The organism is Luteimonas abyssi (genome assembly GCF_001482195.1).
Classification (GTDB): domain Bacteria; phylum Pseudomonadota; class Gammaproteobacteria; order Xanthomonadales; family Xanthomonadaceae; genus Luteimonas; species Luteimonas abyssi.
Genome location: NZ_KQ759763.1, coordinates 1046802 through 1062750 on the forward strand (window position 1 = coordinate 1046802; position 15949 = coordinate 1062750).

Genomic DNA, 15949 nt, shown 5'->3' on the forward strand with positions numbered 1-15949 from the left:
CCCCATGAGCGACGACGCCCTTTCTTCGATGGACGCCTCCCCGATGGACTTCGACCTGATCGTGCTCGGCGGCGGGTCGGGCGGCCTGGCCGGCGCCTTCCGTGCAGCGGAATACGGTGCGCGCGTGGCGTTGCTCGAGCCCGCGGAGCTCGGCGGTACCTGCGTCAACGTCGGCTGCGTGCCCAAGAAGGCGATGTGGCTGGCGGCCGATCTCGCCCATCGCATGGACCTGGCGGCCACGCTCGGCTTCGACATCCCGCAACGCCCCGCATTCGATTGGGCGGAGTTCATCACCGACCGTCGGCGCTACATCGCCGGCATCCATGCCAGCTACCGCAAGCGGCTGGACGGGGCCGGCGTGGTGTGGATGCCGTGCCGCGGTCGCCTGGCGGGACCGGGCCTGGTCCAGGCCGAAGACGGCGTGCGCCTGCGTGCGGCGCATGTGTTGATTGCAACCGGCTCGCGGCCGGTGCGGCCGGACCTGCCGGGGATCGGGCTCGGTGACGTCTCCGACGACTTCTTCGACTGGTGCGAGGCGCCCGCGCGCGTCGCGCTGGTGGGTGGCGGCTACATCGCCGTCGAAATGGCGGGTGTGCTGCAGGCGCTGGGCAGTGCGGTGGACATCCACGCGCGCGCCTCGCGCTTGTTGACCTACGCCGATGCCGACATCGTCGAGCTGCTGCAGGACAACTACCGACATCTCGGCACGCGACTGCATCTCGGCTACGTACTCGCCGCGCTGGAGCGCGATGCCGACGGCATCCGGCTGCGCGCCTGCGACGGCACCCGCAGCGCGCCCTACGACAAGGTGATCCTGGCGCTGGGGCGCCGGGCCAACAGTGCGGACCTGGGGCTCGACGACATCGGGGTGGCCTGCGACGAGCAGGGCAACGTGATCGTGGACGCGCGGCAGGACACCTCGGTCGAGGGTGTCCACGCGGTCGGCGACGTCACCGGCAAGGTGACGCTGACGCCGGTGGCGATCGCCGCTGCGCGCCGGTTGATGGACCGGTTGTTCGGTGACCAGCCCGACGCCTGTCTGGACTACGACAATGTGCCGTCGGTGGTGTTCGCGCATCCGCCGCTGGGCGGTGTCGGGATGACCGAAATGCAGGCCCGCCAGGCGCACGGCGATGCGGTACGGGTGTACCGCAGCAAGTTCCGGCCGATGCTGCACGGCCTGGCGGACACGCCGCAGTCCAGCCTGTTCAAGCTCGTCTGCGTGGCCGAGGGCGAGGCGCCGTCGCAGCAGCGCGTGGTCGGCATCCACCTGATCGGCGATGCCGCCGACGAGATCCTGCAGGGTTTCGCGGTGGCGCTGAAGATGGGGGCGACACTCGCGGATCTGCAGGCGACGGTCGCCCTGCATCCCACCAGCGCCGAGGAGCTGGTGCTGATGCGGTGATCGCGCGGTACCGGGAGGGGCGGTCTCAGCCGGTCGCCTCTTCCGGTCGCGTCCGCGTCTCGGCGTAGGTCGCCCAGAGCGTGTCGATATCGTGGCCGGTGAGCGTGGTCCACAAGGCCGGGGTGTAGCGCCCACGTCGCAAGGCGTCGTCGAGGCCGGCGACCAGGCCCGGATGCTCGCCCTCGGCCCATTTCAGGAACGCGCCACTGACGCGGTAGCCGGTGTCGTAGCGATGCTCCGGCTCGACCGTGGTCGGCAGCGCCCAGCCGCCGGCGGCGTTGTCCAGGCCGTAGGCGTCGCGGACGTAATCGGCGATGCCCTCGGTCAGCCAGACCGGAGCACCGTCGCCGTAGCCCGGATACGCCTGCACGATGTGCATCGCCTCGTGGGTGACCAGGTCGACGTCGCCCGGCTTGTCGTGCAGCCAGGCGGGGTTGATCGTCATCGTCGCGCGGCCGTCCTGGTTGTCCACGAAAGCGACGCCTTCGTAATCGGGATCGATGACGATGTCGACCGACGTGGCCGCGGCCGGGTTGAATGCGGCGCGCTGGGGGAGATAGGTCGCGAAGAAGGTGTGCACGATGTGCTCGCGCATCGCGTCATCCAGCGCGCCGCTGGCATCGCGGTAGACCAGGGTCACGTCGTCGCGGACCATGCGGACATCGTCGGCGGCCTGGACGGCGAGAGGCAGCAGCAGGGCCAGCAGCGCGCCAGCCAGAGGGGCGGCGCGGAGAGCGAGGCGCGTGCCGCGGGGCGAGCGGACGGTCTGCGGGCGAAGGACGGGCATCAGCGGGTCTCCTTGGAAGCGGCGGTGCGCGGTGCGGAGGGTGCGCGCGTGTCGGGCGTACCCGGCGTGTAGGGGGCGAGCAATTCGATCTCGGCCAGCTGCAGGCGGCCTGGCGCGGTGAACCGCACCCGGTAGGTGTCGTAGCTGCCGGGCGACGCGATCCGGAACGGGCGGGTCTGCCGCGACCAGTCGAAGTCCTCGTTCCCGCGCGTATCCAGCGTGCGCCAGGGGCCGTCGCCGTTGCGGCCCTGCAGGGTCCAGGCCGCATCGCGGATCGTGCGTTCGCCGGAGGTGAGGGTGTAGAACGTCGGCGTGCCGGCCTGGGCCAACCCGATCTCCACGCCGGCCTGATCGCCGCGCAGCCACAGATCGGTGGTGGCATCGTCGTCGACGAGGGCGGGTGCGGAGGTGTCGCCGACGCGGACGGTGGCGGTCTCGTCGATCAGGTCCGCCAGCGTCTGCGGCGTCCGTCCGACCGGCGTCAGCGAGGGGGGCGCGTCTTCGGGGCGACTGCCCCACGTCGACGGCTCCGGCCCCATCGTGAATTCGAGCGTCGCGCCGGCTGCGATGACATCGTGCGGGATCCAGGTGCGCGACCAGGGGCGGCCGTTCACGGTGAGCGACTGTACGTAGACGTTGTCGCGCGAATGGTTGATGGCGCGGACCTCCAGCGTACGCGCGTCGTCGAGTGCGACCGTGGCGCGCTCGAACAGCGGCGCGCCGATGACGTACTCCGGTGCCCCCATGCGCAGCGGATACAGGCCCAGCGCCGCGAACAGGTACCAGGCCGACATCTCGCCGTTGTCCTCGTCGCCCGGATAGCCCTGGCCGATCTCGCTGCCCAGGTACAGGCGTTCCAGGATGTCGCGGACGATGCGCTGGGTCTTCCACGGCTGCCCGGCGTAGAGATACATCCAGGGGATGTGATGCGAGGGCTGGTTGCTGTGGGCGTACATGCCCATGCGCACGTCACGCGCTTCGGTCATTTCGTGGATGACGCCGCCGTAGGAGCCGACGAAAGCCGGGTCGGCGGTCTCGGGCGTGGCGAAGAAGGTGTCGAGTTTCGCGGCCAGCGCGTCGCGGCCGCCGTACAGCGCGGCCAGGCCCTCGCCGTCGTGGGGCGCGGTGAAGGCGAACGTCCAGCCGTTGGCTTCGGTGTAATCGTGGCCCCAGACGCGCGGGTCGTAGGCGTCGGCGTCCAGACGCCAGTCCCCATCGGCACCGCGGCCCTGGAAGAAGCCGACGCGCCGGTCGAACAGGTGCGCGTAGACACCGGCGCGATAGCGGAAGTACTCGGCCTCCTCGTCGTAACGTTCGCGCTCGGCGGGTGAGGTCGCGCGCTCGGACAGCGCCTGCGCCATGTTGGCGATGCCGAAGTCGTTGAGCGCGCCCTCCAGCGTCCAGGACATGCCCTCGTGCACGCCGGTGTCCGCATAGCCGCGGAACGTCGAGTGCGCCATGCCCTTGCGGCCGACGTGGCGGCCGGGCGGCACCACGGTGGCGTTCTTCAGCGCGGCCTCGTAGGCGAGCTCCGGCGCGAAGCCGGGCACGCCCTTGAGCCAGGCGTCGGCGAACGCGACATCGGAACTGGTGCCCACCATCAGGTCGGCATAGCCCGGCGACGACCACCGCGACACCCATCCACCGGCGTGGTACTGCTCCAGGAAGCCGCGGATCAAGGTGCCGGCGTTGTCCGCGCCGAACAGCGAATACGCAGGCCATGCGGTCCGGAACGTGTCCCAGAGGCCGTTGTTGACCACGATCCGGCCGTCGCGCACCGGCGCGAAGGTGCGCTGGTCATTGCCTTCGGCGTTGTCGTCGGCGCTGCTCATCTGGCTGGCATAGCGCCAATCCGGCGCTTCGGCGCTGCCGGCGTTCTCGTAGGCGGCATTGGGGTACAGGAACAACCGGTACAGATTGGAGTACAGGGTGACGCGTTGGTCATCGCGCGCGCCGTCGACGTCGAACCGGCCCAGCAAGGCGTCCCACCGCACGCGCGCGCGCTCGGCGACGTCGGCGACGGTGTCGGCGGCACCCAGCTCCTGGTCGAGGTTGCGCCAGGCCTGCTCCACCGAGATCAACGAGGTGGCGATGTGCATGCGCACCGTGCGCGAGGCGGAAGGCGCGAACTTCACGTAACCGGTGGGGCGGCCGCTGTCGATCGTGCCGCTCTCGCGCCAAGGCGTGTCGAAGCGCGCGACCACGAACATGCGCGTCGCACCTGTGGACAGGCCGCTGCGCACGTCGGTGTAGCCGGTGAGCGTCTGGGTGGCCGGATCGAGAGTCAGGCCGCCGCGTGCGTCGACATTGTCGAACAGCAGGTTGGCGTCGCCGTCGGCCGGGAAAGCGAACTCGAAGACGGCGGCGCGGTCGGTCGGCGCCAGCGCGGCGTCGATGCCGTTGTCGAAACGGACCCGGTACAGGTGCGGGCGCGCGGTTTCGTGGGCGCGGTCGAAACTCAGGGCGCGCTGCTCGCGATCGGCATCCGGAATGCCGCGCGAGACCGAAGGCATCACCTGGAAGGTCTGCCGGTCGCCCATCCACGGGCTGGTCTGGTGGCTGAGCGCCAGCGCTTGCAGGCGAGGGCGGTTGGCGTCGTCGTTGTGCTCGTTCCAGCGATAGAGCCAGTTGAGCACGCCGGCATCGGTCACCGGGGCCCAGAAGTTGAACCCGTGCGGCACCGCCGTGGCGGGCAGGTTGTTGCCACGCGAGAAGCGCGCATTGGATTGCGTGCCGCGAGTGGTCAGCACGTGGTCGCTCGGAGACGTGGCGGCGCTGCGCGGCACGTCGGCCAAGGCGATGTCGTCGATCCAGCCCCGGGCGGTGCGGCCCTCGGGCGGACGCACTTCGAGTTCGATCGCCACCACGCGGCGTCCGACGAGCGTGGAGACATCGCCGAGGCGGACCGCCTTGCGGGCCCACTGCTGCGGATACAGGGTCTTCGACTCGCCTTGCGCGCGGGCACCGAGCGCGATGCCGTGATGGTCGCGCGCGTCCGTCGCCGACAGGCGGCTGCCGTCGTCGAACACCAGGTCCAGCGAGACCCAGGTGGACGCTTCGACATCGCCATCGACGATCTCGGGCAGCACCATCCACGACAACTCGGTATCCGCGTCCACCGGCGTCGCCACGTCGAACAGGCGACGCGTACCGGCCGCGCTCGCGTCGTAGCGCAAGGCCTGCGTGCCGCTGTAGCCCGCACCGGCGCGCGCCGCATACGGCGCCTCGGGACCGGTTCCGATCCGCAGCGACAGCGCGCCGTCGCCCGTCTCGAGCATGCGCGGGTCGCCGACTTCGAACGACGTCGCGAAGCCGCCGGACAGTGCCGCAAGAGGCCAGGCGAGCGCGGTCGCCAGGCTGGCGCGCAGCAGGCGTCGACGGAAGGAAGAATCGGTCATCCGCGGTCGCTCCTGCCAGATGGGGATGGGGGTGTGCGGGTACGTCGCCGTGTCGTCGTGGGCGGCGTCTGCGCGTAGGTCAGCGAGCTGTCGCGTTCGACCAGGTGCACCGGTGCGATCGTGCTGCGGCGGGGCGCATCGGTTTCGCGGCCACGCGCGAGCACCATCTCCACCGCCTGCCGGCCCAACACGCGCGGCCCGGTCGCGAGCGTCGTCAGTGCCGGCACCTGGGCGCAGGCCTCCGGCGTGTCGTCGAAGCCGGTGATCGCGAAGTCGCGGCCCGGTGCGATGTTGCGCGCGCGCAGGCCCATCATCAGGCCGAAGGCGACGCCATCGTTGTAGGTGACCGCGGCGGTGGGCGCGGGGTCGCGCGCGAACAGCGCAGCGGTCGCCGTGGCCGCCTGCATGCGGGTCGGCGCGCACTCCACGATCCAGCGCGGCTCGGGTTCGATGCCGGCGGCCTCGAGCGCTTCGGTGTAGCCCTGCAGACGCTGCCGACAGGAGCTCGATTCGCGATGGCCACCGAAGAACGCGATGCGCGTGTGGCCTTGCGCCAGCAGGTGCTCGGTCGCCATGCGTGCGCCGGCGACGTTGTCGGCGCCGAGGTAATCCCAGGGGCCGTCCTGGACCTCGCGGTTGAAGAGCAGCAGGGGCGTGTGCAGGCCGACGGCGGGCCGAAGATCGTCCACGCCCGTACCTTCCGCGGGGGTGAGAATGACGCCGGCAGGCCCGTGTTCGACCAGGGAAGCCAGCACCGCGCGCTGGCGTTCGACCGACTCGCCGCTGCTGCCCAGCAGCATCACGCACCCCACCGCGGTCAGCGCTTCGTCGACACCGGCGGCGAACTCCGCCACGAATGGATTGGAGAGATCGTTGACCACCAGCGCGACACTGGTGGAAATCTTGCGGCGCAGGTTCGCGGCACCGCGGTTGTAGACGTAGCCCTGGCGGACGATCTCGGCTTCGACCCGGCGCCGGGTGGCCGCCGCGACGGCGGCGCTGCCGCCGAGCACCAGCGAGACGGTGGCTGGCGAAACGCCGCAGGCGCGTGCGATATCGGCCAGGGTGACCCTGCGGCGTGGTTCGGGGGGCGTCATGACTGGATCGTTTGAAGAGTTGCCTCGATCCTGAAGAAGTTTCGCCGGCTTGGCAATCGTTCGCGGACGCAGCGTCCGATGCTGCAGTCGCACAAGAAAAGCGTGATTTTCGCCGCCATTTTTGGATCTGGCGACATGGTCACGAATTGCGACATTGCGGCGATGCAACGTTGACCGAACAAACTAAAACGATTAAACCAGTTGCCGGGCGCCACCGAGGGGGTGGTGGCCGCCCCGGGTCCGTGACCGCCAGCGATGCCGACCTGTGCCGGCGCGCGACGTCCGTCGTGCGCTTCCTGCATCTAGATGGGAGAGATCCAGATGAAGCCACATCCCCTGTCGTTGTTGATTTCCACCCTGCTGGTCTCGGCCGTCGCGGCGATGCCGGCCGCCGTACACGCCCAGGAGGGGCCGTCGTCGGACGCGGGCGACGCGTCGTCTCCGACCGAACTCGATGCGGTGCGCGTCACCGGTTCGTTGATTCCGCGCGCGCAGATCGAAGGCCCGTCGCCGGTCACCTCGATCAGTGTCGAGCAGATGGAGGAGCAGGGCTTCACCAACCTGTTCGACGCGCTGCGCGCACTGCCCCAGGCCAACGGCGGCGTCCAGGACGCGCAGACCACCGGCTCGTTCACGCCGGGCGCGCGCACCATCAGCCTGTTCGGCATGTCGCCCAGCTACACGTTGACCTTGATCAACGGGCGGCCCGTGAACAGTTATCCGCTCGCCTACAACGGCAATACCAGCATCGTCGACATCGCCAACATCCCGATGGGCATGGTCGAGCGCGTGGACGTGCTGACCGGCGGACAGTCGTCGGTCTACGGCTCGTCGGCGATCGCCGGCGTGGTCAACATCGTGCTCAAGGACCGGGTCGAAGGCACCCATGTGCGTTATCGCGTCGGCGGCTATACGGAAGGCGGCGGCGAGAATCACCGCATCCAGCTCAGTTCCGGCACCGAGCTGGCCGGTTGGGACATCAGCTACGGCGTGCAATACGAGCGCCAGAAGCCCGTCTACGCGTTCGATCGTCGCCACTACGACAGCACCGACGACAGCCCGACCGCCGAACCCATCGATCCCGCGCGCACCTTCCTGCGCCAGGACATGACGGCCGGGGCGAGCGGCTACATCGACCCGGGTGCGGCGGCGTGCGAGCCGCTCGGCTATCTGCACGGTGGCAGTACCGGGTACACCTATCGCGACATCGACGGCGGCGGCTGGTACTGCGGCAGCCCGCGCAATGTCGGTGGAGCGTCTCTGCTCAGCGATTCGGAAAGCGCCAGCGGCAGCCTGTTCCTGCGTCGGCATGTTTCACCGCAGGCGGAGTTCTACACCGACGTGCTGCTCGGCTACAGCCGCCCGAGCTACACCGGCGGCAATCCGTCGTGGACCCAGAGCTTCTACAACCAGACTACTGGGCGCTACGAGCAATGGCAGCGCATCTTCGCGCCCGAGGAGGTCGGGATCGATGCCAAGCACCAGCGCGTGTACACGCGCAGCTACAACATCGCCACCGGCGTGCGCGGGCAGGTCGGGCAGAGCGGCTTCGATTACGACGTCTATCTCAACCGCTCCGGGTCCAGCGTCATCCGCAAGGCCACCGATTTCCTCGCCCGCAACGGTGTGGACGAGTACTACCTCGGCCCGCAGCTGGGCACCGACGCGGCCGGCTATCCGATCCACGCACCCAACGACGACCTGCTGTACCAGCCGATCGACCGCGGCCTGTACGACGACTGGAGCGCGACCAACCGGGCCAAGTCCACGGCGTGGAACCAGGGCGCCACGGCGCTGCTCACCCACACCGAACTGTTCTCGCTGCCGGCGGGCCCGGTGGGTTTCGCCGCGATCGTGCAGGGCCAGCGCGAACGCTTCTCCAACCGCTCCGCGGCGCCGGGCGCCCAGGACATCTTCCGCGCACACGGCGGCGGTACGGTGGCGCAGGGCCAGCGCGACCTGTACGCGGGCGGTGTGGAGTTCCAGGTGCCGGTGACCGGCAACTTCGACGTCAATCTGTCGGGCCGCTACGACAAGTACTCGCTCGAAGGCGGTGGCGGCAACGGCAAGGCCACATGGAAGGCCGGCCTGGAGTTCAGGCCGATCGACACGCTGCTGCTGCGCGGCAGCTACGCCACCGCATTCCGCTCGCCGGACATGTTCTATCTGTACGCGTCGGAGACGGCCGGCTTCACCACCACCACCGATTACTACCGGTGCCGCGAGGCCGGGTTCGGCGCCGGCGACTACGACGCGTGCCTGCAGTCGGGCGGGTCCACGCGGCAGGTGGGCGAGGGCAACCGGGATCTGCGCGACATCACCGCGGAAACGTTCACCTACGGCGTGGTGTGGTCGAGCCCGGGCAACGCGCTGACGCTGTCGCTCGACTACAACGCGATCAAGATCCGCGACGAGGTGGAGCTGCTGGGGGTCGACGACATCCTCACCCTCGAAGCCAACTGCCGCCTGGGCGTGTCGGACAATGGCCAGACCGAATACGACATCGCCTCGCCCACCTGCCGCGACGTGCTGGCGCAGGTGATTCGGCGGCCGGGCGACGATCCGGTGGATCCGAACGGGATCGAAGAGGTCACGACGTATCCGATCAATCTCGCCAACCAGCGCCAGACCGGCGTGCAGGCGGCGGCGCAGTATCGGTGGAGCGCGGGCAACTTCGGCGATTTCGACCTGGATGTCGGCTACTACCGCACCCTGCGGCACAGCCGCCAGCAGCAGGAGGGCGATCCGATCGAGGATCTGCTGTGCTGCGCGAATTCCAACGAGTTGCACCACCGCACCACCGCCAGCCTGGGCTGGCAGCGCGGTCCGGTGCGCGCCACGTTGTGGGGCATTCGCAATGCACGCACCTGGAACGAGGCCGATACGGCACGCGATGTCGGGCCGTGGACGACCTTCAACGGCAGCGTGGCGTATCGATTCGGCGACCGGTTCGGGGTGATGCTGTCGGTGAACAACCTGTTCGACCGTCAGCCGCCGATCGACCGCACCAACGGCAACTGGCCGTTCTACGACCGTGGCGTGTACAGCGCCCTGGGCCGCTCGATGCAGATCGAGTGGTCGATGGACCTGTAGCTGCCGTCGCGCTCTCCCGGTCCGGATCGGGCCGGGAGCGTGCGGGCATCCGGCCGGAGCGGGGCGGCTGTAACGGATCGCGTGCTGCGGTCCCGTGTTCCCTGGGATCGGCGCGACCTGGCCGACCCGGCTCCCGGCGGCAGGCCCCGGGAGGCCCCGGGAGGCCCCGACAGCGAGCGTCCTCGGGCAGCCGCCACGCGGCGGCTGTCCCCCTGGCCCCGCGGGTTCGCCGGCGAGGTGGCGTCTTTCGACCTGTCCGCTGCGACCGCGCGCCCCGCGGCCTAGAATGACCGCATGACCGACATCTTCGAACTGCATCGCGGCGATGCGCCCCTGCTGGTGAGCATCCCCCACGACGGCACCCGGGTGCCCGACGCCATCGCGGAGCGGCTGACGCCGGACGCGCGACGCGTCCCGGACACCGATTGGCACGTGGCCCGCCTGTACGCGTTCGCGCGCGAGTTGGGCGCCTCGGTCCTGGTGCCCACGCATTCGCGCTACGTCGTCGATCTCAATCGTGCCGAGGACGATGTGTCCCTGTATCCCGGGCAGAACACCACCGGCCTGTGCCCGGTGGTGCGCTTCGACGGCGGCCCCGTCTACCGCGACGGCGCCGAGCCGGACGCGAACGAGATCGCCGCGCGCGTGGATACCTACTGGCGGCCTTACCACGCGGCCCTGCGCGACGAGCTCGCGCGGCTGCGCGACCTGCACCCGCGCGTGGTGCTGTGGGAAGCTCACTCCATTCGCGGGCTGTTGCCGTTCCTGTTCGAGGGGCGGTTGCCCGACCTCAATCTCGGCACCGCCGCCGGCCACAGTTGTTCGCCGACGCTGGAAGCGCGCCTGGGCGAGGTGTTGGCGGAACAGGAGACGTACGACCATGTCGCCAACGGTCGCTTCAAGGGTGGCCACATCACCCGGCAGTACGGGCGCCCCGGCGATGGCGTCGAAGCGGTACAGCTCGAGATCAGCCAGCGCTGCTACATGGACGAGGACAGCTTCGCCTGGCGGCCGGATCTGGCCGGCGACCTGCAGCCGCTGCTGCGCCGGCTGCTCGATACCGCGATCGAGCACGCCCGCGGCGTCTGATCGCCCTGGGGCAGGGCCTGCGTCGATCCGGCTCGGAGAGGGCGCCGACAGCGCGCGTCGCGGCAGGCGCGCGGGGGCGCGCGCCACCTGTCGCATGCCGTATCCGGCCCTTCGCCGGCGGTCTTGGCGCGATGCCGACGCCCGCCGGCGCATGCTCGCGCGATGACCTCGTCCTCCGAAGCCCTGCGCGCGCATCGGCCCATGCTGTGGCTGGTGGCGGCCGCGGTGTTCATGCAGATGCTGGACACCACCATCGTCAACACCGCGCTGCCGTCGATGGCCGTGGATCTGGGCCAGCCGCCGCTGCGCATGCAGATGGTGGTCGTGGCCTACGCCCTGACGGTCGCGTTGCTGATCCCGGCATCGGGCTGGCTGGCCGACCGGTTCGGCACGCGGCGGGTGTTCTTCGTCGCGATCACGGTGTTCACCGCGGGTTCGCTGGCCTGCGCGTTGTCGCAGAGTCTGGAAATGCTGGTCGCTTCGCGCGTCCTGCAGGGGGTCGGCGGCGCCATGCTGCTGCCGGTGGGGCGGTTGGCGGTGCTGCGCGCGGTCCCGCGGCGCGATTTCCTCGCCGCGATGACGTTCGTCACCGTACCGGGCCTGATCGGACCGTTGATCGGGCCCTCGCTGGGCGGTTGGCTGTCCGAGGCGGCGTCGTGGCACTGGATATTCCTGATCAACCTGCCTTTGGGCGTGGTGGGTGCGTGCGCCGCGCTGCGCTGGATGCCGGACCTGCGGGTGCCGGTGTCGCGGTTCGACCTGGTCGGTTACGGTCTGCTGGCGTTCGGCATGGTCGCGGTCTCGTTGTCGGTGGACGCCCTGTCCGGACACGCCGGGCGCCGTGCCGCGGTGGTGGTGCTGCTGGTCGGCGGCATGGCGGCGCTGGTGGCGTACTGGCTGCACGCCGCGCGGGCGCCGTCGCCGTTGTTCCCGCTGTCGCTGTTCCGTGCGCGCACGTTCTCGGTCGGCGTGCTCGGCAACCTGTTCGCGCGCCTGGGCAGCGGCGGCATGCCGTACATGATCCCGCTGCTGCTGCAGATCGCACTCGGCTTCTCGCCGGCGCAGGCCGGCATGATGATGATTCCGGTGGCGATCGCGGGCATGACGTCGAAACGCATCGTCGTCCCGCTGGTGCAGCGCTTCGGCTACCGCAACGTGCTGGTGGTCAATACCGTGCTGACCGGCCTGACCATGGCGAGCTTCGCGCTGATCCGGCCGGACCAGCCGCTGTGGCTGCACGTGGTCCAGTTCGCGGTGTTCGGCGCGGTCAATTCCCTGCAGTTCACCGCCATGAACACGTTGACGCTGCGCGACCTGGACGGTGAGCACGCCAGCGCCGGCAACAGCCTGCTGTCGATGGTCATGATGCTGTCGATGAGTCTCGGCGTGGCGACTGCGGCCGGACTGCTGTCCGCGTTCGGCGGCGAAGGCGCGGCGACCGCCGGCGAACCGGTGCTGTCGGCGTTCCGCTGGACGTTCGTGTGCATCGGCGCATTGACCCTCGCGTCGGCGGCGATCTTCGCCCAGCTCGGGCGAACCCACCGGATTCCCGAAAAGGTCGTCGGCTCCACCGAGCAGTCGTAGATGCCGGTGCCTGCGACACCGACGGCGTACCGGTGCGCCTGTGCGGGGGCGGACGCGCGCCGAACGTATCGGGTGACGGGGGCGATGCGGCCCAGACGTCGCCGGGGCACGCAGCCGATCGTGTTGCGCGTGCTGTCAGCGCGCCATGATGGCGAGGGTCGCGGCGAGCACCAGCAGCAGCGGCAGTACGTTGAGTGCCAGCACCGTCGCCGCGAAGCCGCGCGACTCGCCGCGGATCAGCCCGGCGGCCGCGCAGATCGCGCCGACCACCCATCCACCCAGTGCCGACATCACGGCGCGGCCGAAACATTCCAGGCCCCACCGACCGCAGTGCATCGGATCGGAGAGCGCATGGATCAACCCCCAGGCCAGCGCCGGCCAGATCACCAGCATCGCCAGGGCGAAGAGGCTGGCGACCGGGCGCGGAGGCAGCAGGCTCATGCCGCGAACCACGCCGGCAACTGCATCGCCAGTGGCACGGTGACCACCGCCAGCAGGGTCTGCAAGGTGATCAGCGACGCCATCAGCGGCGCGTCGCCACCCATCTGGCGCGCCATGATGTAGGCGTTGGACGCGGCGGGCAGTGCGGCGTAGAAGCAGGCGGCAGCCGTCACCGCCGGGCTGGCGCCGAGCAGGGTGCAGAGCCAGACCGCCAGCAGCGGCAGCGCCAGCAGCTTGAGCAGCGAGGTGGCCGCCAGCGACACCGGGCGCACGGACGACCAGCGGAAATCGAGTCCGCCGCCCACGCACAGCAACCCCAGCGCCAGCGAACTGCCGCCGAGGATGTCGAGCGCATTGGCGGCGATCCCGGGGAGCGGCAGGCCGGCGACGTTGTACAGGCCGCCAGCCACCGTCGACAGGATGATCGGGTTCTTCGCCAGCATCGACGCGACCCGGGCAGGGCTCGCCCGGGTGCCGCTCCACCAGGCCAGGGCGGCCACCGCGACCACGTTGACCAGCGGCAGGCAGATCGCCAGCGCCAGCATCACCAGTGCGGCGGTATCGGCTTCGAACAGCAGCGAGGCCACCGCCAGGCCGAAGTAGGTGCTCGGGCGGATCGCGCCCTGCACGATCGACGACCGGCTGGGGCCGGGCAGGCCGCGCGCCAGCGGCAGGATCGACACCAGCAAACCGACCAGCAGGAGGGTCGGCACCAGGGTCGCTACGGCCAGATCGCGCAGTGCGGTGCCGGTGAAGTCCAGGCGCGCCGTGTTGGCGAACAGCAGCGCGGGAAACGCGACGTAGAACGAGAACCATTCGATCGCCGGGAAAAAGCCTTCCGGCCTCCAGCGCGAGCGCCGGATCCAGGCGCCGAGCAGGACGACCAGCAGGACCGGGACGGTGTAGGTCAGCATGTCGTCCCAGGCAGCCCTCGGCGTCGTGACGATGCGTGCGCCGTCGCCGCGCCAGGCAGGACCGGCCGTGACGGCAATGCCACGGCCGTCGCCACGGCCGACGGCAACGAATCGCCGGAATCAGACCTCCAGGGTCGCCAGGTCACCCTTGGTCTCCAGCCAGGTCTTCCGATCCCCCGATCGTTTCTTCGCCAGCAGCATGTCCATCAGCCCGCGGGTGGCGGTGTCGTCGTCCACCGTCAACTGCACCAGTCGCCGCGTGTCCGGGTGGATCGTCGACTCACGCAACTGCGACGGATTCATCTCGCCCAGGCCCTTGAAGCGGGTCACGCTGATCGCGCCCTTGAGCTTCTCGCGTTCGATCTTCTCCAGCAGCAGCCGCTTCTCTTCCTCGTCCAGGGCATAGAACACCTGCTTGCCCACGTCCACGCGGAACAGCGGCGGCATCGCGACGAACACGTGTCCGGCCGCGACCAGCGCAGGGAAGTGACGCAGGAACAGTGCGGTCAGCAGGGTGGCGATGTGCAGCCCGTCGGAGTCGGCATCGGCCAGGATCACGACCTTGCCGTAACGCAGGCCGCCGATCTCTTCCTTGCCCGGATCGCAGCCGATGGCGACGGCGAGATCGTGCACTTCCTGCGAGGCGAGCACACTGCCCGAGGCCACTTCCCAGGTGTTGAGGATCTTGCCGCGCAGCGGCAGGATCGCCTGGAAATCCTTGTCGCGGGCCTGGCGCGCGCTGCCACCGGCCGAATCGCCTTCGACCAGAAACAGTTCGGTACGGGACAGGTCCTGGCTGATGCAGTCCGCCAGCTTGCCGGGCAGGGCAGGGCCCTGGGTGACCTTCTTGCGGACGATCTGCTTCTCGGTCTTCAGCCGTGCGCTGGCGCGCTCGATCGCCAGCTGCGCGATCTTCTCGCCGAGCTCGACGTGCTGGTTGAGCCACAGGCTGAAGGCATCGTGCGCGGCGCCTTCGACGAAGCCCGCAGCCTGTCGCGACGACAGCCGCTCCTTGGTCTGGCCGGAGAACTGCGGGTCGGTCATCTTCATCGACAGCACGAACGACACCCGGTCCCAGACGTCCTCGGGCGCCAGCTTGACGCCACGCGGCAGCAGGTTGCGGAAATCGCAGAACTCACGCAGCGCATCGGTGAAACCGGTGCGCAGGCCGTTGACGTGGGTGCCGTGCTGGGCGGTCGGAATCAGGTTGACGTAGCTCTCCTGCACCAGGTCGCCTTCGGGCACCCAGCCCACCGCCCAGTCCGCGGCCTCGGTCTGGCGCGCCAGCCGGCCGACGAACAATTCCATCGGCAGCACATCGCGCTCGGCCAGTTCGCCCCTGAGGTAGTCGCGCAGCCCGTCTTCGTAATACCACTGCTCCTGCTCGCCGCTGGCCTCGTCGGTGAGCTTCACCGTCAGGCCCGGGCACAGCACGGCCTTGGCGCGCAGGAGGTGGCGCAGGGCGCGCAGGTTGAATTTGGGCGTGTCGAAGTACGAAGCGTCCGGCCAGAACCGCAGGCGTGTGCCGGTGTTCTTCTTGCCGACCGTGCCGACGACTTCCAGTGGGGTGGCGCGGTCGCCATGGCGGAAGGTGATGCGGTGCTCGCTGCCTTCGCGCTTGATGTGGAGCTCGACCAGCGTCGACAGCGCATTGACCACACTCACGCCCACGCCGTGCAGGCCGCCGGAGAAGGTGTAGTTCTTGTTGTTGAACTTTCCGCCGGCGTGCAGCCGGGTCAGGATCAGCTCCACGCCGGGGATCTTCTCTTCCGGGTGGATGTCGACCGGCATGCCGCGGCCGTCGTCGGCCACCTCGCAACTGCCGTCCTTGTACAAGGTCACCTCGAGCGTGCGCGCATGGCCAGCCAGGGCTTCGTCCACGGCGTTGTCGATGACTTCCTGCGCCAGGTGGTTCGGGCGAGCGGTATCGGTATACATGCCCGGGCGGCGCTTGACCGGGTCCAGCCCGGACAGGACTTCGATGTCGGCGGCGTTGTAGCGGTTGCTCATACGGAACGGGACGCTGGCGGGAAAGGCAGGCGCGCATGGTAATGGATGCAACGCCGCCGATGCCGTGTGCGGTACCCGCCTGCGCGGCGAGGACGAAAACGTTTCCGGGAAATCCGGCGGAAACAGGCGTT

11 protein-coding genes are annotated in these 15949 nt (G+C 69.5%); 4 read left to right on the forward strand and 7 right to left on the reverse strand.

Annotated features, from left to right (window positions below):
* Positions 1 to 28 precede the first annotated feature (28 nt).
* Positions 29 to 1405 (forward strand): glutathione-disulfide reductase, encoded by a 1377-nt coding sequence (gorA, locus tag RG19_RS04305; protein WP_058836405.1) that lies wholly within the window; start codon positions 29 to 31, stop codon positions 1403 to 1405.
* Between the two features lie 25 nt (positions 1406 to 1430).
* Here gorA and RG19_RS04310 read toward each other — a convergent pair whose 3' ends face one another.
* The 4 genes from RG19_RS04310 to RG19_RS17505 form a co-directional block, all read right to left on the reverse strand.
* Positions 1431 to 2060 (reverse strand): basic secretory protein-like protein, encoded by a 630-nt coding sequence (locus RG19_RS04310; RefSeq protein ID WP_425599720.1) that lies wholly within the window; start codon positions 2058 to 2060, stop codon positions 1431 to 1433.
* A gap of 131 nt (positions 2061 to 2191) precedes the next feature.
* Positions 2192 to 5590, reverse strand: a complete 3399-nt coding sequence (locus tag RG19_RS04315; protein WP_082672463.1) for a GH92 family glycosyl hydrolase — start codon at positions 5588 to 5590, stop codon at positions 2192 to 2194.
* The gene (locus tag RG19_RS04320) at positions 5587 to 6687 is read right to left on the reverse strand and encodes a LacI family DNA-binding transcriptional regulator (RefSeq protein WP_082672464.1); all 1101 of its coding nucleotides are present in this window, start codon (positions 6685 to 6687) and stop codon (positions 5587 to 5589) included. Before RG19_RS04320 ends, RG19_RS04315 begins: the two co-directional genes overlap by 4 nt.
* Positions 6684 to 6989, reverse strand: coding sequence for a hypothetical protein (locus RG19_RS17505; RefSeq protein WP_157515154.1), 306 nt, complete (start codon positions 6987 to 6989; stop codon positions 6684 to 6686). Before RG19_RS17505 ends, RG19_RS04320 begins: the two co-directional genes overlap by 4 nt.
* A 19-nt stretch (positions 6990 to 7008) precedes the next feature.
* Here RG19_RS17505 and RG19_RS04325 point away from each other — a divergent pair, with 19 nt between their 5' ends.
* The 3 genes from RG19_RS04325 (at position 7009) to mdtD (ending at position 12453) form a co-directional block, all read left to right on the forward strand.
* Entirely contained in the window at positions 7009 to 9780 is a 2772-nt protein-coding gene (locus RG19_RS04325; RefSeq protein WP_058834190.1) for a TonB-dependent receptor plug domain-containing protein, read from the forward strand.
* Between the two features lie 294 nt (positions 9781 to 10074).
* On the forward strand, positions 10075 to 10869 hold the full coding sequence (gene hutG, locus RG19_RS04330) for an N-formylglutamate deformylase (RefSeq protein ID WP_058834191.1): 795 nt from the start codon (positions 10075 to 10077) through the stop codon (positions 10867 to 10869).
* 162 nt (positions 10870 to 11031) lie between these two features.
* Positions 11032 to 12453 carry a multidrug transporter subunit MdtD gene (mdtD, locus tag RG19_RS04335; protein WP_058834192.1) on the forward strand — a complete coding sequence of 474 codons (1422 nt, stop codon included), beginning with the start codon at positions 11032 to 11034 and terminating at the stop codon, positions 12451 to 12453.
* 135 nt (positions 12454 to 12588) lie between these two features.
* Here the strand turns inward: mdtD and RG19_RS17510 are convergent, their stop codons facing one another.
* From RG19_RS17510 to parE, 3 genes are all read right to left on the reverse strand, one after another.
* Positions 12589 to 12894: a hypothetical protein gene (locus RG19_RS17510; RefSeq protein ID WP_058834193.1), complete on the reverse strand. Its 306-nt coding sequence runs from the start codon at positions 12892 to 12894 to the stop codon at positions 12589 to 12591.
* Complete coding sequence (locus tag RG19_RS04345) at positions 12891 to 13808, reverse strand: AEC family transporter (RefSeq protein ID WP_058834194.1); 918 nt, start codon at positions 13806 to 13808, stop codon at positions 12891 to 12893. Before RG19_RS04345 ends, RG19_RS17510 begins: the two co-directional genes overlap by 4 nt.
* Before the next feature lie 120 nt (positions 13809 to 13928).
* Positions 13929 to 15818 (reverse strand): DNA topoisomerase IV subunit B, encoded by a 1890-nt coding sequence (parE, locus tag RG19_RS04350; RefSeq protein ID WP_058834195.1) that lies wholly within the window; start codon positions 15816 to 15818, stop codon positions 13929 to 13931.
* Positions 15819 to 15949 lie beyond the last annotated feature (131 nt).